The sequence below is a fragment of the Fulvimarina thalattae genome, from assembly GCF_040239565.1.
In the GTDB taxonomy this organism is placed as follows: domain Bacteria; phylum Pseudomonadota; class Alphaproteobacteria; order Rhizobiales; family Rhizobiaceae; genus Fulvimarina.
In genome coordinates this window covers 38,050-59,915 of the sequence record NZ_JBEHWS010000010.1, presented here as the reverse complement: position 1 = coordinate 59,915, position 21,866 = coordinate 38,050, and the positions used below count along the sequence as shown (strand labels likewise).

At 60.6% G+C, this 21,866-nt stretch carries 21 protein-coding genes, 1 tRNA gene and 1 other RNA gene; 6 read left to right on the top strand and 17 right to left on the bottom strand.

Annotation, left to right across the window (positions count from 1 at the left end; genetic code table 11):
- Positions 1–171 precede the first annotated feature (171 nt).
- From cmk to aroA, 4 genes are read right to left on the bottom strand one after another with little or no spacing between them, the layout of a single operon-like run.
- Positions 172–807 (bottom strand): (d)CMP kinase, encoded by a 636-nt coding sequence (gene cmk, locus ABRA89_RS13535; RefSeq protein ID WP_349942028.1) that lies wholly within the window; start codon positions 805–807, stop codon positions 172–174.
- A gap of 5 nt (positions 808–812) precedes the next feature.
- Entirely contained in the window at positions 813–1,256 is a 444-nt protein-coding gene (locus ABRA89_RS13530) for a hypothetical protein (RefSeq protein WP_349942027.1), read from the bottom strand.
- Positions 1,253–1,939, bottom strand: a complete 687-nt coding sequence (locus tag ABRA89_RS13525) for a 2-hydroxychromene-2-carboxylate isomerase (protein ID WP_349942026.1) — start codon at positions 1,937–1,939, stop codon at positions 1,253–1,255. Before ABRA89_RS13525 ends, ABRA89_RS13530 begins: the two co-directional genes overlap by 4 nt.
- Positions 1,936–3,297 carry a 3-phosphoshikimate 1-carboxyvinyltransferase gene (gene aroA, locus ABRA89_RS13520; RefSeq protein ID WP_349942025.1) on the bottom strand — a complete coding sequence of 454 codons (1,362 nt, stop codon included), beginning with the start codon at positions 3,295–3,297 and terminating at the stop codon, positions 1,936–1,938. The genes ABRA89_RS13525 and aroA overlap by 4 nt, the downstream gene beginning before the upstream one ends.
- A 271-nt stretch (positions 3,298–3,568) precedes the next feature.
- Between aroA and ABRA89_RS13515 the strand changes: the two genes are divergently transcribed.
- From ABRA89_RS13515 to ABRA89_RS13505, 3 genes are all read left to right on the top strand, one after another.
- Complete coding sequence (locus tag ABRA89_RS13515; RefSeq protein WP_349942024.1) at positions 3,569–3,973, top strand: TIGR02300 family protein; 405 nt, start codon at positions 3,569–3,571, stop codon at positions 3,971–3,973.
- Between the two features lie 178 nt (positions 3,974–4,151).
- Positions 4,152–4,227 (top strand) — tRNA-Ala (locus ABRA89_RS13510).
- Between the two features lie 213 nt (positions 4,228–4,440).
- Positions 4,441–5,109 carry an endonuclease III domain-containing protein gene (locus ABRA89_RS13505; protein ID WP_349942023.1) on the top strand — a complete coding sequence of 223 codons (669 nt, stop codon included), beginning with the start codon at positions 4,441–4,443 and terminating at the stop codon, positions 5,107–5,109.
- 6 nt (positions 5,110–5,115) lie between these two features.
- Here the strand turns inward: ABRA89_RS13505 and ABRA89_RS13500 are convergent, their stop codons facing one another.
- From ABRA89_RS13500 to ABRA89_RS13455, 10 genes are all read right to left on the bottom strand, one after another.
- Positions 5,116–5,769, bottom strand: a complete 654-nt coding sequence (locus tag ABRA89_RS13500) for an NUDIX hydrolase (protein WP_349942022.1) — start codon at positions 5,767–5,769, stop codon at positions 5,116–5,118.
- A complete protein-coding gene (locus tag ABRA89_RS13495) occupies positions 5,766–7,421 on the bottom strand; it encodes an ABC transporter ATP-binding protein (protein ID WP_349942021.1) in 1,656 nt (551 codons plus the stop codon). Before ABRA89_RS13495 ends, ABRA89_RS13500 begins: the two co-directional genes overlap by 4 nt.
- A 31-nt stretch (positions 7,422–7,452) precedes the next feature.
- Positions 7,453–8,475, bottom strand: coding sequence for a cation diffusion facilitator family transporter (locus ABRA89_RS13490; RefSeq protein ID WP_349942020.1), 1,023 nt, complete (start codon positions 8,473–8,475; stop codon positions 7,453–7,455).
- A complete protein-coding gene (locus ABRA89_RS13485) occupies positions 8,472–8,900 on the bottom strand; it encodes a type II toxin-antitoxin system VapC family toxin (RefSeq protein ID WP_349942019.1) in 429 nt (142 codons plus the stop codon). Before ABRA89_RS13485 ends, ABRA89_RS13490 begins: the two co-directional genes overlap by 4 nt.
- A 31-nt stretch (positions 8,901–8,931) precedes the next feature.
- The gene (locus ABRA89_RS13480) at positions 8,932–9,183 is read right to left on the bottom strand and encodes a hypothetical protein (RefSeq protein WP_349942018.1); all 252 of its coding nucleotides are present in this window, start codon (positions 9,181–9,183) and stop codon (positions 8,932–8,934) included.
- Complete coding sequence (locus ABRA89_RS13475) at positions 9,180–10,304, bottom strand: ABC transporter permease (RefSeq protein WP_349942108.1); 1,125 nt, start codon at positions 10,302–10,304, stop codon at positions 9,180–9,182. Before ABRA89_RS13475 ends, ABRA89_RS13480 begins: the two co-directional genes overlap by 4 nt.
- A 114-nt stretch (positions 10,305–10,418) precedes the next feature.
- Complete coding sequence (locus ABRA89_RS13470; RefSeq protein WP_349942017.1) at positions 10,419–11,552, bottom strand: microcin C ABC transporter permease YejB; 1,134 nt, start codon at positions 11,550–11,552, stop codon at positions 10,419–10,421.
- 170 nt (positions 11,553–11,722) lie between these two features.
- A complete protein-coding gene (locus tag ABRA89_RS13465) occupies positions 11,723–13,588 on the bottom strand; it encodes an extracellular solute-binding protein (RefSeq protein WP_349942016.1) in 1,866 nt (621 codons plus the stop codon).
- Positions 13,588–15,666, bottom strand: a complete 2,079-nt coding sequence (locus tag ABRA89_RS13460) for an extracellular solute-binding protein (RefSeq protein ID WP_349942015.1) — start codon at positions 15,664–15,666, stop codon at positions 13,588–13,590. Before ABRA89_RS13460 ends, ABRA89_RS13465 begins: the two co-directional genes overlap by 1 nt.
- 200 nt (positions 15,667–15,866) lie before the next feature.
- The gene (locus tag ABRA89_RS13455) at positions 15,867–17,729 is read right to left on the bottom strand and encodes a c-type cytochrome (protein WP_349942014.1); all 1,863 of its coding nucleotides are present in this window, start codon (positions 17,727–17,729) and stop codon (positions 15,867–15,869) included.
- Positions 17,730–17,934: 205 nt separating this feature from the next.
- Between ABRA89_RS13455 and ABRA89_RS13450 the strand changes: the two genes are divergently transcribed.
- Entirely contained in the window at positions 17,935–18,669 is a 735-nt protein-coding gene (locus tag ABRA89_RS13450) for a 3-deoxy-manno-octulosonate cytidylyltransferase (protein ID WP_349942013.1), read from the top strand.
- On the top strand, positions 18,666–19,604 hold the full coding sequence (locus ABRA89_RS13445) for a prephenate dehydratase (RefSeq protein ID WP_349942012.1): 939 nt from the start codon (positions 18,666–18,668) through the stop codon (positions 19,602–19,604). Before ABRA89_RS13450 ends, ABRA89_RS13445 begins: the two co-directional genes overlap by 4 nt.
- A gap of 12 nt (positions 19,605–19,616) precedes the next feature.
- Here the strand turns inward: ABRA89_RS13445 and nudC are convergent, their stop codons facing one another.
- Together nudC and ABRA89_RS13435 are read right to left on the bottom strand one after the other, a co-directional pair.
- On the bottom strand, positions 19,617–20,564 hold the full coding sequence (gene nudC, locus ABRA89_RS13440; RefSeq protein WP_349942011.1) for an NAD(+) diphosphatase: 948 nt from the start codon (positions 20,562–20,564) through the stop codon (positions 19,617–19,619).
- Positions 20,561–20,983 (bottom strand): HIT family protein, encoded by a 423-nt coding sequence (locus ABRA89_RS13435; RefSeq protein WP_349942010.1) that lies wholly within the window; start codon positions 20,981–20,983, stop codon positions 20,561–20,563. Before ABRA89_RS13435 ends, nudC begins: the two co-directional genes overlap by 4 nt.
- 75 nt (positions 20,984–21,058) lie before the next feature.
- Here ABRA89_RS13435 and ffs point away from each other — a divergent pair.
- Positions 21,059–21,156: signal recognition particle sRNA small type (gene ffs, locus ABRA89_RS13430), an RNA gene on the top strand.
- A gap of 43 nt (positions 21,157–21,199) precedes the next feature.
- Here ffs and ABRA89_RS13425 read toward each other — a convergent pair.
- Entirely contained in the window at positions 21,200–21,802 is a 603-nt protein-coding gene (locus ABRA89_RS13425) for a methyltransferase family protein (protein WP_349942009.1), read from the bottom strand.
- Between the last annotated feature and the right edge of the window lie 64 nt (positions 21,803–21,866).

Genomic DNA, 21,866 nt, shown 5'->3' with positions numbered 1-21,866 from the left:
GGCGGCGACCGATCGAAGTTACGAAGTCGGATTGCCACCGTCTGGCGCAGGGGAACGCCGGTCCGGACCGGTTGATCGAAGCTGTCGGCAAACGCGAAAAGCTGTCCGCACATGACCGAAAAGGGCGCGCCCTCTCTACGAGAGCCGCCCCGACAAACTCCATTCCGCTTTTTAAGATATTTGCGCGTCGATGAGACTGCAAGCTTTGCGGAACACGCCGTCTATACTCAATTCACTGGTATCCAGCAAGTGGGCGTCATCGGCCGGTTTCAGAGGCGAGATGGCGCGGTTGCTGTCGCGATCGTCGCGCTGGCGCACCTCTTCCAGGATCCGATCGTAGATGACCGTTCTCCCCTTCGCGTTGAGCTCGTCCGTGCGGCGGCGGGCGCGCACTTCGGCGCTCGCGGTAACGAAGATCTTCACGTCGGCATCTGGACAGATCACCGTCCCGATATCACGACCATCGAGCAGGGCACCACCGGGTCGGGCGGCGAATTCGCGCTGAAAGGCGTTCAGTGCCTGCCGGACCCCCTGATGGGCCGCGACGCGCGAGGCGAGCTCTCCCGCCTCACGTCCGCGAAGAGAGGCTTCGTCGATATCGCTGGTATCGAGATCACGAGCGAGCGGCGTCATCTGGTCCGGATCGTCGAGATCGAGAGCGAGACCTTGGGCTTTCCGACCGACCGCACGATAGAGGAGGCCGGTATCGAGATAGGGCAGGCCATAATGGATCGCGAGGCGCTTGGCGAGCGTACCCTTTCCAGCCGCGGCGGGTCCGTCGATGGCGATGACAGGAGACTTGGCCATAAGGTCTATCCTTCGTCGGAATTGGGGTCTGTCGGTTCGGCGGGCATCGGCAATTCGATGCGGCCCTTGTCGTCTAGCAGCAGAAGAATCGCCGCGATGATCGCACCCATCAGATAGGGAATTGCGATCATGAAGAGGAAAAGTTCGAGCTGACCGAGCCACAGCGCGATGGCGAGAACGGCATCGAGGACGCCGTTGCCTGTATCGAGTTGGCTTGGGGCTTCTCTTCCAACAAGCTCCGCGGTTGCTCGCATGCCGGACTCACTTGCCCAGACGAGTGCCACCGCTCCGCATGTGGCGAACAAAAGCGGCATCGGCAGGAGAGAGGTCAGACATGCCTTGAGCGTTCCGTGATTGGCTTTCAGCCCTCGCGCGCGCCAGCACCCGTAGATGAAAGAAATCGGGAGAAAGAAGACGATGACAACGAGGATAGTGAGGAGGTTGATCATCGGGCCTCCGCTTTTTCGCGGCGAATGCCAACGGAAACACAGTTGAGCGCGGCAAATTCCTGCCGGTCGAACAGCGTTGGCTCGGCCAGATAGCCCAGCAACATGTCGAAGGCGTCGACGCCGAAGAAGACAGGTCCGGTCTCACCTTCGGACGACACCGGTACGAAACTCGGGACTCCGAAAACGCCGGCCGTTATCGCCGCGTCGGTGTTCGACCGCAACGCTGCCTTCGAGGCATCGGCTAATGCAAGCGCGTGATCGAGACCAAGTTTGTCTGCCAGTTCCAGCAGGCCTTCATTCGTATCGATGGCTCTGCCCTCCGAAAAGACGAAGTCGAAAGCGGTCCGGACGATTTCGATCGATACGCCGTCACCTCCGTTTGCCCCGGCGAGGAGCCGCATGGCGGCCAGCGACTTGAAAGGATGGCGCGGGGGGAACCTCGCCGGGCGTCCTAGCGCATCGCCCAGAAAGACCGCGTGGCGATAGGTATGGAGCCGTTTCGCCGGAATTTCCGCCGGTCCGACCTGTCCGTGATGGGCAAGCAGGCCGCCGAGGAGCGTCGCAATCGGACGGATGTGCACATCGTCGGGAAGCTCGACCAAGCGAGCCAGAACGAGATGGGCGTAGGGAGAGACGAGATCGAAGTGAAAATCGAGCCGCCGACCTCCCGCCTGATCGCTCACGATGGGACTGCCACGTCGGAAATGTCGCCTCCGAAGCCACGCATCATATCGGGAAATTCGGGAAAGCTCGTCGCGATCATGCGTCCGTCGTCAACGATCACCGATTCTTCCGAAGCAAGACCCAGGACGAGGAAGCTCATCGCGATCCTGTGGTCGAGATGGGTGACGACCGTACCGCCGCCATAGCCTTTGCCATCGGGATCGCCATCGACGACAAGCCAGTCTCCGCCCTCTTCATGGGCAATATTGTTTGCCGCAAGGCCGGCCGCAACAGCGGACAACCGGTCGGACTCCTTCACACGGAGCTCGTCGAGACCCCGCATCACCGTCTTGCCTTTCGCGAAGGCGGCGGCGACGGCGAGAACTGGATACTCGTCGATCATCGACGGCGCCCGTTCGGGCGGCACTTCGACGCCGGTGAGTTCGGAATGCCGGATGCGCAGATCGGCGACCTCTTCGCCACCTTCTGTGCGCGAGCTGAGGATTTCGATCGATCCACCCATTTCGCGCAGCGTTTCGATCAGTCCGGTGCGAGTCGGATTCATCAACATGTTCTCGATCGTCAGGTCAGATCCAGGAACGATGAGACCGGCAACGATAGGAAAAGCGGCGGAGGAAGGGTCGCCCGGCACCTGGAAATCCGGGAGTCCCTTCAGGTCGCCCTGGCCCTTAAGGCGAATGTGCCGCGAACCGTCCGCTTTGGTCTCGACCTCGATCGATGCGCCGAATCCCTCGAGCATTTTCTCGGTATGATCGCGGGTCATCACGGGCTCGATCACGGTTGTGATACCCGGCGTGTTGAGCCCCGCGAACAGAACCGCGCTCTTCACCTGCGCCGAGGCCATCGGCACGCGGTATTCGATAGGCGCGGTCGATTTCGGACCGTGGATCGACAGCGGCAGACGGTCCTTGGAACGCGCGACCACCTGAACGCCCATCTCACGCAGCGGATCGAGCACACGGCCCATCGGGCGCTTGGAAAGCGAGGCATCGCCGATGAAAGTCGAGCCGAAATGATAGGCGCCTACAAGTCCCATGGTCAGGCGCGCGCCCGTTCCGGCATTTCCGAAATCGAGCGGCTCTGCCGGTTCGAGCAGGCATCCGTTGCCGACGCCATCGACCACGAATGCATCCCCGTCCTTGCGGATCAGCGCGCCCATGGCGACCATCGCCCGCCCTGTCGCAAGCACGTCCTCGCCTTCCAGAAGGCCGGTCACGCGCGTCGTGCCACTGGCAAGTCCACCGAACAGGAAAGCCCGGTGCGATATCGACTTGTCGCCCGGTACGCGCGACGTTCCCGTCAGACTGCGTCCACCTGCGGCACGCAAGGGTCGGGGGGCCTGTGTATCGCTGTGCATGAACGTCTTCTCTTCGGTCCTTTGCGGAACGCGGTCCGCCCGTTTTGCCGCGCCTTATTGCCTTCTCTGTGGATGCTTTGACAAGGAGGGGACCAACACGTAAGGCCAAGTCCGTTTTACGTGGCCCCATGATCTTCGAAAAGGATGTCATGGAGCAGCAGCCGGACAAAGGTGTGCTGGGTGGCGCGTCGCAGGGTCTGAAACCCTCCGCGTCCTTTCAGCGTACCCCATGAAACGAAGCAGACCGACGACGTCTTCAAACGAGGCAGATATGGCCAAACCCGAACTTGGAACCAAACGGATCGACCCGGAAACGGGCCGCAAATTCTACGACCTGAACAAGGACCCTATCGTCTCTCCCTATACGGGAAAGAGCTATCCGTTGTCCTTCTTTGAGGGTGAGCCTGAGCATAAGGCCCCAGAAAAGGAAGAAGAGGAAGAGACGGAAGTCGAGGCCGAGTCCGATGAGAAGACCGTTTCGCTGAACGACGTCGAAGACGAGGAAAGCGAGAAGGCGGACACCAAATCGCCTGACATCGACGCGTCCGACGACGAAGACGTCACCGTGGACGACGACGACGATGACGACGACACCTTCCTTGCCGATGACGACGATGACGACGACGATGTCTCCGACATCTTGGGCGGCGGCCGGGACGACGACGAAGAGTCCTGATCTGCTGTCGAACGGCGGTTTGCGCGGCGGATAACGCATCGCCGCGGCAAGCGAGAATATTGTCCGGACGGGAGCGCGGAAAACCGCTTGACCCGTCCGCACCTCTCGACTAAACCGCCGCCATCACGACGCGGTGCTTCTCAGGGCACCGCGACGGACCGCGATCAAATCGCGGCGTGGGGCTATAGCTCAGCTGGGAGAGCGCTACAATGGCATTGTAGAGGTCAGCGGTTCGATCCCGCTTAGCTCCACCAATCTTCTTCTCATTCTCTCGGTGGCGCGCAAGACTTCGGTCGGTGCCGATGATCCGCTTTCCAGTCAATTCGGCTCCCGAAATTCGACGTCGAGAGCGCTTCCACGAACCCCTTTGCCCGACCAGGTGCGACGGATTCGCCACTGAGACCGTTCGTTCTCGCATCATCGACCCTCCGCGCTACTTCGCCGGATTGTGAGAGCGGAATTGGACTATGGCAGCGAACAAGGTTCTTTCGAGCGAAGAGATCGAAACGGTCTTCCAGCGACTGTCGAAGGCAATGCCCGGCCGCACGAAGACCGCGAAAGGCCCGAAGGACCAGCCCGACCCTTTCCGGTCCGTGGTCTCGTGCATCCTTTCGGCCCAGAGCCGGGACACCAACACGAAAACGGCCACTGATCAGCTCTTCGCGCTGGCCAAGACGCCGGACGGTATCCTCGCCCTAGACGACGAAAAGATCGCCACAGCGATCAAGCCCTGCGGTCTCTACAACAACAAAACAAAGTCGCTCCGAAAGCTCTGCACCGCGCTCATCGAGAAGCATGACCGGACAGTGCCGCAGACGCGCGACGGCCTCATGAGCCTGCCGGGCGTCGGTCGCAAATGCGCCGACATCGTGATGAGCTTTACCTTCGGCGCCGACATCATCGCGGTCGATACCCACGTTCACCGCGTCTGCAACAGAATCGGCCTCACAGACGCAAAGACCGCAGATCAGACGGCCTCGCAACTCGAGCAGAACGCGCCGGACTGGGCTTTCCACGACGGGCACTTCTGGCTGATTCAGTTCGGCAAGAAAATCTGCGTCTCGCGCAAGCCGAAATGCGAGACCTGCCCGGTCAACGATCTCTGCCTTTATTTCACTGCAACAGGCACGGCCTGAGTCTGCTTAGTCCTCGCTGATCGTGCCCAACAGCGCCTGCGCACGGGCGCGGCCTTTCCTGGCAAACCAGTGTGTGCAGCAAATCAGAAAGCCATTCTCCACCCATCCATCATCGACCGCACGCAAGAGATCGTCGAATGGAGTGAGAATCGGATGTATGTCCTCGTCTTCGTCCGCCTTGCCGGCGTTTGCCCGCATCTCGGACGCGTCGACAATGGCGAGAAAAACGTTGACGTGTTCGGTCGTCAGCCCCGGCGTGCTCAGCATCGAAAAGCATCGCTCGATAGCCTTGGCAGTCATGCCCGTCTCTTCCGTCAGCTCCCGTCCGGCTGCCGCCTCCACCTCTTCGCCCGGATCGACGAGCCCTGCCGGAAGCTCGATGGCCGCCGCCTTGTCGAGCGCTAGGGCCGAACCGATACGGAACTGGCGAATGACCACGACGGAATCCGTCTTCGGATCGTAGGGAATGACCACCACGACCTGGCCGGTTTCGAGGAAATCGCGCCGCACATCCTTCGCGCGGGTCTCTCCGTCGAATTTTTCATGATCGAGGATCGTGCGCGTGTAAGGCCAGAAGCCGTCCGCAATTGCTTCCTTCGACCTGATTTCGAAATCGAGCGGCTGGTCGGCGAGCTGGTCGCGATAAGAGTGCCGGCTCATTGCGATACGGCCCCCATATGCCGCGTTTCGATGTCGAAGGCTGCCGCCATCAGGGCCTTGGTGTAGTCGGTCTGCGGTGCGTCGAAGATCTGATCCGCCGAGCCGCGCTCGACGACCTTGCCGTTGCGCATGACGATAACCTCGTTGGCGAGCGCTCGCACGACCTTCAGATCATGGCTGATGAAGAGATAGGCGAGATTATGCTTCTCCTGCAGGTCACGGAGGAGGTCTACCACCTGCGCTTGAACGCTCATGTCGAGCGCGCTCGTCGGCTCGTCAAGCATCACGAAGCGCGGATTGAGCACCATGGCACGGGCAATCGCGATGCGCTGGCGCTGCCCGCCGGAAAACTCGTGCGGAAAGCGGAAACGGGTCGATGGATCGAGCCCGGTCTCCTTCAAAGCCTGCACAACGCGATCATCCCGCTCATCGCTCGAGAGTTTGGGTGCATGAATGCGCAGGCCCTCCGAGATGATGTCGGCGACCGGCATGCGCGGCGAGAGTGAGCCGAATGGATCCTGAAACACGATCTGGATCTTTTCTCGAAGCGGCTTCATCTCCTTGAAGGAACGCTCATCGATGCGCTTCCCGTCGAAGATGATCTCGCCCTTCGACGAAATCATCCGCGTGAGCGCCAACCCAAGCGTCGTCTTGCCCGATCCGGACTCTCCGACGACGCCCACCGTTTGCCCGGCGCGCACCGTCAAGTCGATTCCATCGACAGCCTTCACATGGTCGGTCGTGCGCCGGAAGAAGCCGGTCTTGATCGGAAACCAGACCTTCACGTCCTTGGCTTCCATCACCTTTTCCGCATTGGCGTTCGCCGCTGGCGGATGCCCCTTCGGCTCGGCAGCTAGCAGATGGCGGGTATACTCGTGCTGAGGGTTGTCGAAGATCTGCCGCGTATGGCCTTCCTCGACAATTTTGCCCTTTGTCATCACGCACACCCGATCGGCGATCTTGCGCACGATGCCGAGGTCGTGGGTGATGAACAGCATCGCCATGCCGTTTTCGAGCTGGAGCTTATTCAGAAGTTCGAGGATCTGCGCCTGCACCGTCACGTCGAGCGCCGTGGTCGGCTCATCGGCAATGAGAAGGTCCGGCTCGTTTGCGAGCGCCATCGCGATCATCACGCGCTGGCGCTGTCCGCCGGAAAGCTGATGCGGATATGCATTCAGTCGCTTTTCGGGATCGCGAATGCCCACCTGATGCAGAAGTTCGAGCGTTCGCTTGCGCGCCTGCTCGTCGCGCATGCCGCGATGAATGCTTAGAACCTCGGTGACCTGCTTCTCGATCGTGTGCAGTGGATTGAGAGAGCTCATCGGCTCCTGAAAGATCACGGAGATCCGGTTGCCACGCGTCTTGCGCAGATTTTCCTCCGATGCATTCAGGAGATCCTGCCCGTCGAAATGGATCGCGCCACCCGGATGGCTTGCAGCAGGGTAGGGCAGGAGTTTCAGGATCGACATCGCCGAGACGGACTTTCCTGATCCGGATTCGCCGACAAGCGCCAGCGTCTCACCCGGCGCGATCGTGAACGAAACGCCTCCGACCGCAATCTGCGTGTTGCCGCCTTGGGTAAAAGCGACCTGAAGATCTTCGACCGTCAGGATCGGTTTATCACTTCTGATCTTCGTCTGCGTCTGACTCACGGCGGCATGTCCTCGGGACGGTGTAAAAGCCTTAGGCGGGCTGGTGAGCGGGTGAAACTTCGTCGGCTTCGGCGTGGTGGTGGTCGTGCGATCCGTGACGGTGCTCTGCATGATGCACTGCGTCGTCGGCGCAGCTTCCGTATTCGACCTCGACCGTCGCATGCTCGATCGAAAAGCGCTGCTTCAACTCGGCCTTGATGGTTCGGGTAATTTCGGGGCCGTCCGCCGCTTCGTCAATGCAGGCATGAAGCGTCGCCATCGGACGCTCGGGCGTCAGCGACCAGATATGGACATGGTGGACGTCTTTGAGGCCATTGACTTCAGAAATCAGCCTGCTTTTCAGCGTCTTCACATCGATGTCCTGCGGAGCGCCTTCTAGCAGTACATGGCCTGCATCACGGACAAGCCGATAGGCCGAGACGAGTATGATCGCAGAGACCAGGACGGAGAGGATCGGATCGATCGGCGTCCACCCTGTCCAGATGATGATGCCAGCCGCAACGATCGCCGCGACCGAGCCGAGAAGATCGCCGAGAACGTGCAGCACGGCACCTCGAATGTTGAGATTGTCGCGGTCCGCGCCGTGCAACACAAAAAAGACGACGATGTTGACGACGAGCCCGGCGATTGCGACCGCCAGCATCGTGCCGCCGAGCACCTCGCCGGGCGTCATCAGCCGATGGACCGCCTCGTAGGTGATGAAGGCCGCGATGGCGAAGAGGGTGAGCCCATTGACGAAGGCGACGAGGACTTCGAACCGATCGTATCCATAGGTCCGCTCCCGATCGCCCGGCTTCCGGGACAGCCGGAATGCGAACCAGCCGAGAGCGAGCGCCGCAAAATCGGTGAGCATGTGGCCGGCATCAGCCAACAAGGCCAGCGAGCCGGAGATCAGCCCGCCGACGACCTCCGCCAGCATGAAGACGCCCGTCAGCACGGCCGAGATCGCGATCCGCTTCTCGTTCGCGCCATGGGCATGGCCCTTGAAGCCGTGCGAATGGCTATGGTCTGAATGGTCGTGGTCGTGGTCGTGGTCGTGGTCGTGGTGGCTCATACGAACGGCTCCACGTCGAGTTCTTCCAGAGCCATGCGCCTGAGCGGATCGAGCAGCGGCATCTTGCGGTCGTTCGAGACGACGATTTCGCAGCCTGAGTCGGGCGCCGTCGCCACATGGATTGCATCAGGCAGCTTGCCACCGGCGCGCGCACGGATTTCCGCGCTGCGCAGGAGGATGGAGCGGGATACGGGTATGCTCTCCACGCCCGTATCGTCCGCGAAAAATCGCGTATAGATCAACGCGACCTCCTCTCGAAGCAATTCCAGCGGTTTAACCAATGTCTCGCTGAGAGTGATTTCACTCGTCACGACTTTCACGCTTCCGGCTGCGATAGGATCAAACAGGCGGATGGCTCGCGGCCCTGCCTGCTCGACACCTGCAATAAAGATATTCGTATGGAGATAGAGACGCCTTTTGCTCAATCCCATTCGTCCCGAAGCGTCCTGATCCGGGTCACAGCCTCCTCGCTCGTCGTGCCCATTTCCTTGCCGACGCCCATATAGCTTCGCGCGCGCGCTGCGCCTCGATTTCCTCTGGTGTCAAATTGGCGCTCCGTCGTTTCGTCTCCGAGGTGGCGTCGATGAGCCCCTCATAGATCGTCGTCACCGCCGATCCCGGCTTGAAGTGCGGGCGCACGTCATCCGGCAGGTCTTCGACCTTCACCGTTCTCACGATCTCGCCCATCGTTGCCGTCCTTTCGCTCATCCGAAGCTCTTGCGCGGATCGAAGGCGTCACGCACCGCTTCGCCGATGAAGACCAGCAAGGATAGCATGAGGCTGATCACGATGAAGCCGGAAAAGCCGAGCCACGGGGCCTGAAGGTTGTTCTTGCCCTGAGCGAGGAGCTCTCCGAGCGAGGGCGAGCCGGGTGGCAGGCCGAAGCCGAGGAAGTCGAGCGAGGTGAGCGTGGTGATCGAGCCGTTCAGGATGAAGGGCAGGAAGGTCAGCGTCGCCACCATCGCGTTCGGCAACAGGTGCCGCCACATGATCGTCAGATCGCCGACCCCGAGCGCCCGCGCCGCGCTGACATATTCGAAATTGCGCGCGCGCAGAAATTCAGCGCGCACCACGCCGACAAAGGCGACCCAAGAGAAGAGCAGCATGATGCCGAGCAGGATCCAGAACCCCGGCGGCAGGATCGCAGCGATGATGAGCAGCAGGTAGAGGACCGGGATCGACGACCAGATCTCGATGAAGCGCTGGAAGATGAGGTCCGTCCAGCCGCCGAAATAGCCCTGGATCGCTCCGGCCGCAACGCCGACGACCGCGGAAGCGGCTGTCAGAATCAGCCCGAAGAGCACGGAAATACGGAAACCGTAGATCAGTCGCGCGACGACGTCTCGGCCCTGATCGTCCGTGCCGAGCCAGTTCATGTTACCGAAGGTGCAATTCTTGTCGGGGACACCTTCCGCATAGCGTGAACAGGCCTCCTCGTCGGTCATAGTCCATGTCGGCGGGGAGGGCGCAGGCGAAGGAATCTCGTTGTTGACGGTCTGATACGAATAACGGATCGGAGGCCAGATCGCCCAGCCATTGGCGTCGATCTCGTCTTGCACGAAGGGATCGCGATAATTCGTCACCGGCAGGAAGCCACCAAACACCTCCTCTGGATAGTCGACGACGATCGGATAATAGAACTCGTCGTTGTACGAGACGAGCAGCGGTTTGTCGTTGGCGATCAGTTCGGCAAAGCTGGTCAGCACGAAGAGGATCAGAAAGATCCAGAGCGACCAGAACCCCCGTCGGTTGCTCTTGAAGTTTTGCCATCGGCGCTTGTTGAGCGGCGAAAGCTTCGGCCGTTTCACCTGCTGGGACTCCGGCGCCATCTGCGCGATGCCGCTCGTCTCCTCGCGCGCGATATCGGCAGCGCGATCGTCGGCATGCTCCTGCCGGTTCGACGGATCGTTCTTCAGCCGGTCTTTCAATGCTTCATCCATCGCTCAGACCTCCCGGCTCTCGAAATCGATCCGCGGATCGATCCAGGTATAGGTGAGGTCGGAAATCAGCGTCGTGACCAGGCCGATCAACGAGAAGATGTAGAGCGTGCCGAACACCACCGGATAGTCGCGCTGGTAAATCGACTGGAAGCCGAGATAGCCGAGCCCATCGAGGGAGAAGATTGTCTCGATCAGCAGCGAACCGGAGAAGAAGGCCGAAATGAACGCACCCGGAAAGCCTGCGACGATGATCAGCATCGCATTGCGGAAAACGTGGCCATACAGCACGCGGCGTTCTGTGAGACCCTTGGCGCGCGCAGTCGTCACATATTGCTTGCGGATTTCATCGAGGAACGAGTTCTTCGTCAGCAGCGTCGTCGTCGCAAACGCCGAGAGGGCGAGCGCGATGAGCGGCAGGGTGAGATGCCAGAAATAGTCCGGCACAACCCGTGTCACGCAGTTCGGCAGATCGAAAGCCGGCTCCCAGGGTGCGCACCATCGGCCATCTATGCCGTCTGAAAGCAGGCCTCTCAAGGGGAACCAGTCGAAGAACGATCCGCCTGCGAAGAGAACGATGAGAAGCACCGCGAACAGGAAGCCCGGAATGGCGTAGGCCACGATGACGATGCCGGATGTCCAGATGTCGAAACTCGATCCGTCGTGCAGCGCCTTGCGGATGCCGAGCGGAATCGAGATCAGGTAGGACAGAAGCGTGATCCAGATGCCCAGCGAGATCGAGACCGGCATCTTTTCCAGAATCAGGTCCCAGACCGAGATCGAACGGAAATAGCTCTCGCCAAAATCGAAGCGGGCGTAATCCCATAGCATCATGCCGAAGCGTTCGAGCGGAGGGCGGTCAAAGCCGAACTGTTCTTCGAGGCGCTGGATGAATTCCGGGTCGAGCCCTTGGGCGCCGCGATAGCTCGAACTCTCGCCGCCCTGTCCGCCGCCGCCGAAATCGCCGCCGCCACCGCCGGAAACCCGGTCGGTCGCGCTACCAGCATCGCCTTGGAGAGTCGCGATCACCTGCTCGATCGGCCCTCCCGGTGCGAACTGGATGACGACAAAGGAAATCGCCATGATACCGACGAGGGTCGGCACCATCAGAAGCAGTCGGCGGAGGATATAGGCGCCCATTCGGGGGTCGGTCTCCTGAAACTCTTGTAATGCGACCGGGAATCGCCGTCGGCAGCCCCCGCTTCACACCGGTCGACTTATCTAGCAGCCTCGCCAGCGTCGGCAAAACCGGCGATGCGGCGGCGGCCAGCCCCGCGCAAGAGGCAATGATCCGCTTTCTCGGCTTTCGGTCAGGCCTTGGCCTCGTCGATCCACCACAGCCGCTCCACCGGCCAGCCATAATCGGGCTTCGGCTCGTCGAAGCCGAAAATGTCCCAATAGGAGGCGCGATGGGCATCCGAATGAATGTTGGGGATCCAGTCGAGCCGCGCCCGCAACACTCTATCGAGCGCGCGCATGGCGGCCACCAGTTCTTCCCGGCTGGTCACCCGTCCGACATTCTCGATCAGCTTATCCACCGCTTCGCTCTTCATACCGGGATAGTTCGACGAACCCTGCCGGTCCGCCGTCTCGCTGCCAAACAGCGAGCGCAGGCCGTTCGTGGTCGGGGTGGGGGATATCCCTGCCGCATGTCCGATCATGTCGAAGTCGAAACGGTTGGTCCGGTCCGTATATTGCGCCGCGTCGACCACGCGTACTGAGGCATTGATCCCGATTGCCTGGCAAGTCTGCACGAACTTTCCATAGACGCGAGCGAAACCCGGATCGTCCACCAGATATTCGAGCCGGAAATGCCGTCCATCCTTATCAAGAACACGGCCGCCCTGCCGCTCGTAACCCGCTTCCTGAAGCAGCCTCAGCGCTTCGCGCAGATGTTCACGATCGCGGCCGGATCCATCCGATATCGGCTGTGTCCAAGGCTCTCCGAATACCTCGTCGGGCAACTCTCCGCGCAAGGGTTCCAGCAGCGCGAGTTCGGCCTCCGAGGGCATGCCTTCCGCCTTGAATTCGGAATTCTCGAAGCATGATTCCGAATGTTTGTAGAGACCGTAGAACATGTTCTCGTTGGTCCACACGAAGTCGAAGCAGAGATTGATCGCGCGCCGGACGCGCGGATCGGAGAACCGTTCGCGGCGCTGGTTCAGAGCCCAGCATTGAAACTTCGGATAGAGCTCTGCTGGAAATTCACGTTTCACGACCTCGCCGGACTGAATAGCCGGAAAATTATATTCGGTCGCCCAGCTTTTCGATGTGAACTCCTCGCGGAACTTGATGAGGCCCTTCTTGAAGGCTTCGAGTGCTGTCTGCCGCTCACGGAAGAAATCGAGCCGCAGCGTCTGAAAATGATCCAGTCCCTTCGCGAATGCCTGGTCCTTGCCCCAGTAATCGTCGCGTTTCTCGTATTCGATAAACCGTCCGAACTCGTAGCGGCCCACTGTGTAGCGTCCGGTGCCTGGAATGATCTCGTCGGTCAGCTCATCGAGCGAGCGCCCCTCGAAGAAAGCCTTGGAGAGAATTGGGAGCGACAGAACGCCGATAGCATCCTGATAATTCTGGTTCTCGTTGAAGACGATCCGAACCGTCCGCTCGTCCTGCGCTTCGGCTGACTCGAAGTCCCGGAGCGCTATCTGGATGGATGGATGGCCGTTCTCGGCAAGCGTTTCGTATGAGAAGACGACATCGTCTGAACTTACGGTTTTGCCCGTCGAAAATTTCGCTTCCGGGCGCAATACGAAATCGAATTCGAGCCGGTTCTCAGATACCGTCACGCTTTCAGCGAGCGCGCCGTAAATCGCATCCGGCTCATCGAGGCTGCTGGTCATCAGTCCCTCGTACAGAAAGGTCATGCGAGGCGGCGCATTTCCTTTAAGGACGAGCGTATTCAGCGTATCGAAGGTGAGCGCAGACTGGTTGAAGGCCCAGTTTGGTGCCGAAAATGCAAAGGTCCCTCCCTGCGGCGCATCCGGATTCGCATAGTCGAAATGATCGAAGCCCTCGGCGTATTTCAACTCGCCGAAAGCCGACAGGCCGTGCAGCGGAACGCCGGTCTCCACATTCGCCAGCGCCTCGCGCAGTGGCAGAGCGAGGGTGGCCGCAGAGCCGATGACCAGCTGTCCGAACCGCCGGCGCGTAAGATGCGTCGCAGCAGTCGCCATCAGTTCGCCGCCGTTCCTTCGTCGGATGTGGTTTCAGCAGCCTGCTGTTCGGCAGCTGATTTCGTCCACCATGAGAACGGATCGATGCCCGCATAGTCCGGGCTATCCTCAGGGATCACGAACTTATCCCAATAGGCGAGCCAGGTCTCCGGCTTGTTCCATTGCGGGACCACATAATACTCCCACAGCATGACCCGATCCATCGCTTGGGTCGCCGCTACCAGATCCTCACGGCTCTCCGCATAGACGATGTTGTCGATCAGCTTATCGACCGCCTCGTTCTTGACGCCGGCATAGTTACGGCTGCCGGGCGAGTCCGCGGCCTGGGTCGAGAAGTAGTCGCGCTGCTCGTTGCCCGGCGAGAGCGACTGCGGATAGTATCGCATCCCCACCATCTCGAAGTCGAAATTGCGCATGCGCTCGACATACTGGTTGGAGTCGACGATGCGGATATTTACGTCGATCCCCAGCCGGCGCAGATCGCGCGCGTAGGGCTCCAGCGTGCGGCTGTCGCGCGGGTCGCTGCCCAGCATCTCGATCGCGAACTGCTGTCCCGTCTCGCCGTCGATCAGGCGGTTGCCCTGAAGTTTATATCCAGCGTCCTGGAAGAGGCTCAGCGCCTCGCGCAGATAGGTGCGCGACTGGCTGCGATCTGTGTAGTCGGGGAGGGTGAACTCCTCGGTGAAGACCTCTTCCGGTATCTCGCCGCGCAAGGGTTCGAGGAATTTCAACTCGCGTTCGCTCGGCAGGCCAGTCGCAGCGAGTTCGCTGTTGTCGAAATAGCTGTCCTGGCGCTGATAGAGGCCGTAGAACAGCGTCCGGTTCATCTCCTGAAAATTGTAGATCAGCGTCAGGGCCTTGCGGACGCGGCGATCCTCGAACTTCTCGAGCCGGTTGTTGAGCACATAGGCCTGCATCGAAGCGACTTGGCCATCCGGCACCACCTTCTTGATCACCTCGCCGTTTCGGGCAGCCGGGAAGTCATAACCCTCCGACCAGCGCTGAGACGAATTCTCGATCCGGTAGTCTTCGAGTCCGCCCTTCTTGAATGCCTCCCAAGAGGCGTTCTCGTCGCGGAAATAGGTGTAGTCGATCCGCTCGAAATTATAGCGGCCGACGCGGGTCGGCTTGTCCCAGGCCCAGTAGTCCGGCACGCGCTCCCAGTCGATCGACTGGCCGGTTTGGTAGCCGGCGATCCTGTAGGGGCCGGAGCCGAGAGGCGGAGCGCTTGTCGGCTGGCTGATATCGCGTGGATTGCCGTTCTCGTCGCTGCCCTCCCAATAATGCTTCGGAAGCACCGTCATATCGCCGACGATCTGAGGCAATTCGCGATTGCCTGTCTGGTCGAAAGTGAAAGTTACCTCACGCTCGCCGGTCTTTTCCGCCTTTTCGATATTGCGGTAGTAGGCATTCCACTGCGGATGCAGCTCTTTCAGCCTGTCGAAGCTCCAGATCACATCCTCGACCGTGATCGGCTCACCGTCGTGCCAGCGCGCTTCCGGATCGAGCCGGTATGTGACCGACGAGAAGTCCGGCGGATAGCGCATGGCCTCGGCGATCATCGCATGGGAGGTCGAGGGTTCGTCAGGCGACTGCTCGAAGAGCGTATCGTAGAGATAGCCGCCGCCGAAATTCGGCAGGCCCGCAGGTGGTGTGCCGCGCACGATGAACGGGTTGAAGCTGTCGAACGATCCGAGCGCGATCTCGTTGAGCGTTCCGCCGACCGGAGCATCCGGATTGACGTAGTCGAAGTGCTCGAAATCGTCGGGATATTTGTATTCGCCTATGAGCGAAACGGTGGTCCGCCATTCGCCGGTTTCTGAAGCGGATTCGCCTGATCCCGTTGACTCTGCGTCAACGGGTGCTTCCGATTTCTCGGCTTCGGCTGAAGTGGCTTCGCTTGCACCGGTGGGAGCCGTAGGTTCGGCGCCAGTCTCCTCGGATGACGGTTCACTCGTCGTCGGCTGGCTTTCTGCGTTCTGCGCAAATGCTGGAACCGACAGTGTGAGACTCAGAGCCGATACGGCGGAAAGAAGAATGCTGCGGGAAAGATGACGAGACGGGTGCGTCAGGAGCAAGTCGGGAACCCTCAAGAGAATTGCGGATGGCGAATAGCGTCGTCGTTGACGTTCTTTATGCCCCTGATGCGGCAGGAATGTCACGTGACGAAACGGTCATGTCGCCGCAGACAACGGGGCGTGCAAATTTAGGCCATCAACGAAAAAAGCCCCGGCTCTGCACCGGGGCTTTATAAGTTGAATAGGCGATCGGAAGCGGATCAGTTGCCGCTCTTCGAGCCGTCCTCTGCGAACTGCGAGAGATAAGCGATCACGTTGTCGATGTCTTCCTGGCTCTTGAGGCCTGCGAAGGCCATCTTCGTGCCCTGAACCGTGCCACGCGGATCGCTGAGCCATGTCGTCATCAGCTCGGCGTTCCACTGCTCCTTGTCGGAGGCCCAGTCCTGGAAGTTCGATGAGAAGCTGTAGCCTTCCACATCGCCGGGCTTTTCACCCATCACGCCATTCAGCTCTGGACCGATGCCGTTCCTCGCACCTTCGCCGATCTTGTGGCAGGCTTGGCAACGGCGGAATACGCTTTCGCCCGCAGCCGGGTCACCGGCGACCTCAACGGCCTCACCGCCGGATTCGCCTTCAGCTGTTGCAGCCTCCGCCGTCTCTTCTCCCTCCGATTCGGAAGCCGCTGCCTGATCGCCGGAAGCAGCCTCTTCGCTGCTGCCTTCGGCTTCACCGCCGGCGTTCGCGCTCGCTTCCTCGCCTGAAGAGGCTTCGGCGTTGTCGCCGGAACCTTCAGCTTCGCTCGAAGCGGCCTGATCGGCTGCTGCAACCTGCTCTTCACCACCGTCAGAAGCGGCATTCGCCTCTTCTTCGGAACCGCCAGAAGCGTCTTCGCCGGATTGGTCCTCGCCGGCCGAAGCGCCATCGGACCCATCGCCTGATTCGCTGGCTCCGCCACCCGAACCGCTCGGAAGCTCCTGCTTCGACCCGTCTTCTGCGAAGGTCGCGAGATAGGCGATGACGTTGTTCAGGTCATCCTCGTCCTTGATACCGGCAAAGGCCATCTTGGTGCCCTGAACCGTACCGCGCGGATCGCTGAGCCAAGTGGTCATCAGCTCGGGATCCCACTGCTCCTTGTCGGAGGCCCATTCCTGGAAATTCGACGAGAAGCTGTAGCCTTCGACGTCGCCGGGCTTTTCGCCCATCACGCCGTTGAGCTCCGGACCGATGCCGTTGGAGGCACCTTCGCCGATCTTGTGGCAGGCCTGGCACTTACGGAAGACGCTCTCGCCGGCAGCCGGATCGCCGGCGAACTGCACGCCGCCTGCCGCTGCGAAATCGTCGCCGCTTTCCTGAACCTCGTTGGCCTGCGTCTCGGGCTGCGCTTCGTCGCTTGCAACCGGCGCCTGATCCTGACCGGGCATGGACGAAGCCGTATCGGGGTCGGTCGTTCCGGCGGCCTGAGCATTCATGTCCTCGTCGGACTCGCTGCTCTGCGTCGCTGCCCCGCTGGCCTCGACCTCTTCGCCTTCGCCGCCTTCTTCGGCCTCAGCGGCCTCCTCACCTTCGGCAGGGGGCTCGGGCAGGGCGGCTGGCTCGCTTGCTAGGGAACGCAGATAAGCGATCGTATCGGCCCGGTCCTGCGGATCCCTGATGCCGGCAAAGCCCATGGCTGTTCCGTCGATATAGCCTTTCGGATTGGCGAGGAACTGGTCGAGGTGCTCGTAATCCCAGACCACCGAACCGCCTTCTGAGAAGCTGCTCATGGCCTGCGAATAAGAAAAGCCTTCATGCGAGGCGATCGGGCGATTGACGACGTTCCATAGACCGGGACCGATCTTGTTCTCGCCACTCTCGTCAGCCGAATGGCACGCGGAACACTTTCTGAAATCGCTCTCGCCGGCTGCTGCGTCAGCTTCCTGCATGCGCGCTGCGATCGGAGCGACAGTCGCCTCCTCGCCGCCCGACTCGCCACCTTCTCCGCCCTCGGCTACCACGATTTCGTAGCCCGGCGTTTCGGGTGCTTCCGAGTGGAAAATGCCTTCTGCGATCAGGCTTCCGCCAAACATCAGGAAGATTGTGCCGAGCACGGCGCCGGCGATCTTGTTGAACTGCCACGAATCCATTGGCGGGACGATCCCTCCTCAGTCTGCCGGTGGACTCCGGCAAAGCCCACGAAATTTTCGCGGAACCTATGGGTTTTGCTAACTCCAGGCAACAGCGCTATGTGGCGCTGCGGCTCGGACCTTTTGTCACCACGCTTCGGTTTCATCAAGCTTAGAAGCGTTCGACTTTTGCACTTGTTTGGTAATTTTACGCATCCCGCTGATCATGACGACACTCATTCTCATACCCGCCCGCATCGGTTCGACACGCCTGCCGCGAAAGGCGCTTGCGGATATCGCCGGCAAACCGATGATCGTGCGCGTCGCCGAACGTGCACAGGAAGCCGATATCGGCCGGGTTGCCGTGGCGACCGACGATGCGGCGATCGCCAAAGCCGTGCGGACCTCGGGGTTCGAAGCCGTCATGACCAGCGCGGAACATCCCTCCGGATCGGATAGAATTCACGAGGCGCTCCGTTCGCTCGATCCCAACGGCGATGTCGAGACCGTCGTCAATCTTCAGGGCGATCTTCCAACAATTGGGACCTCGACCATCAAGGCGGTCGTTACACCTTTCGAAGATCCCGGCTGCGACATCGCGACCATTGGCGTCGAGATCACGGATGAGCGTGAGAAAGTTGATCCCAACGTCGTCAAGATCGTCGGCACGCCGATCCTCGAGAACCGGCTGCGTGCCCTTTATTTCACGCGGGCGACTGCGCCTTGGGGCGAGGGGCCTCTCTACCATCACATCGGAATCTACGCTTATCGCAGATCGAGCCTCGAACGCTTCGTCGCACTCGGGGCCTCGACCCTGGAGCGGCGTGAGAAACTGGAACAGCTGCGCGCGCTGGAATCCGGAATGCGGATCGATGCCGAGATCGTCAGGACAGTCCCGCTGGGCGTGGATACTGCGGAACACCTCGAGACGGCGCGCAAAATACTGGAAAGCCAATCATGAGTGACTCCAAGCCGTACATCGCCTTTCAGGGTGAGCCTGGCGCCAATTCCGACATGGCGTGTAGGACGGTCTACGGCGACAAAATGACTCCGTTACCGTGCCCATCCTTCGATGATGCCTTCGCCGCCGTGCGCAATGGCGAGGCCAAGCTCGCCATGATCCCGATCGAGAACACGCTGGCAGGCCGCGTCGCGGACATCCACCTCCTGATGCCGGACTCCGAACTTCAGATCGTCGGCGAATATTTCATGCCGATCCATTTTCAGCTGATGGCGCTGCCGGGCGTCGCGCGTGAGGAGATCACCGAAGTCAAAAGCCACATCCACGCGCTCGGTCAGTGTCGCAAATATCTGCGGCGCAACGGCTGGAAGCCGCTTGTCGCGGGTGACACGGCAGGCGCGGCACGTGAAGTTTCGGAATCGGGCAATCGCCATCAGGCCGCACTCGCGCCCATTCTCGCGGCCGAATATTACGGTCTCGATGTCATCGAGAAGAATGTCGAGGATGAAGCGAGCAATGTGACGCGCTTCGTCATCCTGGCAAATCCCGCTAATCAGGGCTTCGCCGATATCGAGGAAAGCCGCCTCGGCCTGTGGGCAGCGCGCGATGCCACGCTCGACGCTGGCGGCCGCAACTATATCAGCCGCAACGTGGTCACCACCTTCGTTTTCCGCGTGAAGAACATTCCAGCAGCTCTCTACAAGGCGCTCGGCGGTTTCGCGACGAACGGCATCAACATGACCAAGCTGGAGTCCTATCAGCTCGGGGGCACCTTCTCGGCGACGCTCTTTTATGCCGATGTAGAAGGCCATCCGCATGATCCGGCGCTCGCCCGGGCATTGGAGGAGTTGCGCTTCTTCACGGCGGAATATCGCAATCTCGGTGTCTATCCGGCGGCGAGCGACCGGGAATCGCTCGTCGCGATCGATGGGTAGGGCAAAGGCACCTTAGACCGTCTCCTCCACGAAAACGCGGATCAGGTGGTGCGCGATCGCGAGCGGAGGCGGAACGACCAGCCCATCGGGGTGCGTGCGTTCCAGCATCATCGTGACTTCGTCCCGCTCGAACCAGCGGCAGGCTTCGAGTTCGTTCGAGTCGAAGCGAATATCCACGCTCAGCGCCCGTGCCGTGAAACCGATCATCAGGTTTCCCGCAAACGGCCAGGGCTGGCTGAAGCGATAGCGCACTTCGCCGACTTCGACGCCGGCTTCCTCCAGAGTTTCCCGGCGTACGGCCCCTTCCAGCGTCTCGCCCGCTTCGACAAACCCTGCAAGGCAGGACCAGGAATTCTCGGGGAAATGGGGCTGTCGACCAAGGATACACCGCCCTGCGTCGTCATGGATCAACATGATCGAGACCGGATTGATTCGAGGAAACACGACCGCATCGCACTGAAGGCATTGCCGGCTTGCGCCTGCTGCCTGCAATTCGGTTTGACCGCCACACTTGCCGCAGAAGCGGTTGTCGCGATGCCAGAGCAGAAGATGCTGCGCTTGGGCGAGTCGGCCCTCCGTTTCCGGGTCGAGCACGCCTTGTGAAGCAAGTGAGCGCAGGTCGATCTGCTTGATCGTCTCCGGCAGTGCTGCGTCGTCTGGGATAGGTGAGGCGAGAACCGGATTATCGGCCGCGTCGTATCCGAGAAGTACGACGTCGGGATGGGAAAGGTAGCCGAGGTTTTCCGCTGCCGCGCGGACGAAGGCCGGATCGGGCCGCTCTCCGCTGACATCGTTCAGGAAACCCGAAGCCGAATGGAGGTGGAAGCATGCTTCCGGATGGGCCAGCGCCGATTCGAGTTCGCCGGGCTGTCGATCTTCGGTCCTGCGATCGAGCGTATTGCCGGTAAATCCGATCAGCGCTTTCCGCGCATCGGTCCGGTTGTCAGTCGATTGCGTCATGCGGGCAGGATGGCTTTCACAATATCGTCGATAAAGGCCTTCGCCACGTTCGGCTCATACGGCACGCGCTCGCCATAGCCCCAGACCGGACCCGGCCAATTCGAATCGCCTTCGGAACGGGCGATGATGTGGGAATGAAACTGCGGAACGACATTGCCCAAAATTCCGATATTGAGCTTGTCGCACCCCGTCAGCTTCTTGAACGGTTCTGCGACGAGGCCGTGCTCGAAGCTGAGCATGGTCTGATCGAGATTCGTCATATCGAAGAATTCGACGATATCTGGCCTTCGGGGGATGAGGAGCAGCCACGGCCACCGGCTGTCGTCCATGAGCCGAAGCTCGCAAAGTCCTAACTTCTTGATCGTGTAACTGTCTGCCTCCAGTCGTGGATGCAGTTCGAACCGCTTCTTCGCCGCCATGTCTTTGCCGCTACCGCTCCAATCTCTGCCCAATCCTCCTTGCAATTAGGGTAGTCATCGGCGATATGGAGGCCGGGAGGTTGGTGGTGGACGCGCCACTCGCCAACCGGGTCAGGTCCGGAAGGAAGCAGCCCCAACGAGATCCGGCACGGGTCACCGTGCCAGCCTCCCACCTTCTTCAAACCATCCGAACGACGATCGCCTTCCTTTTTTTCATCACGGAAGGCGCACGACAATTTCGATCAGGTGGTCGTGTTGTGCCCATTCGACAATTTCCAGGATCGGCATCGCCGCGAAGAAGACGAGGCCATCGGCGAGCGTCGAATAGACCCGCCGTGGCTTGACGATGAGCTCGTTTGCATCGCTGAACAGTCTCGGATTGGGCCAGAATCGCGGTACGCGTCCGAGATAGGATCGGTAGTTGGAGCCGAACTCGCCCGTAAGGAAGCGCTCCTCGCGCAGGATCACGAAGTGAAAAGCCAGTGCGCAGGCCGCCGCTGCCAGAACGGCGATGGTGATACTGCCGCTCTGGGCGCCGACACCTCCAGCCGCGATGGTCGAAAAGACATAAAGTGGATTGCGGCTCACCGAATAGGGTCCGAGATCGACGATCTCACGCGCCTTCCGCCCGCCGATGTAGAGCGTGCACCAGATGCGTCCGGCGATCCCCAAAACGATGAAACCGAGGCCGACAGCCTCCACCATTTCGTGCATGCGTTCGGACTGGCTCGAACCAACGAAAAGCAGACCGATAATGGCAGCGAGCAGAGCGAGCGCGAGCGCCATTCGGCGGCGCCTCTGGTATGTATGGAGTGCCATGATCACCGATCGTCGAGATTTGAGATTGTGCTCCGATCTTGATACATCCAGGCTCGTGCGGCGC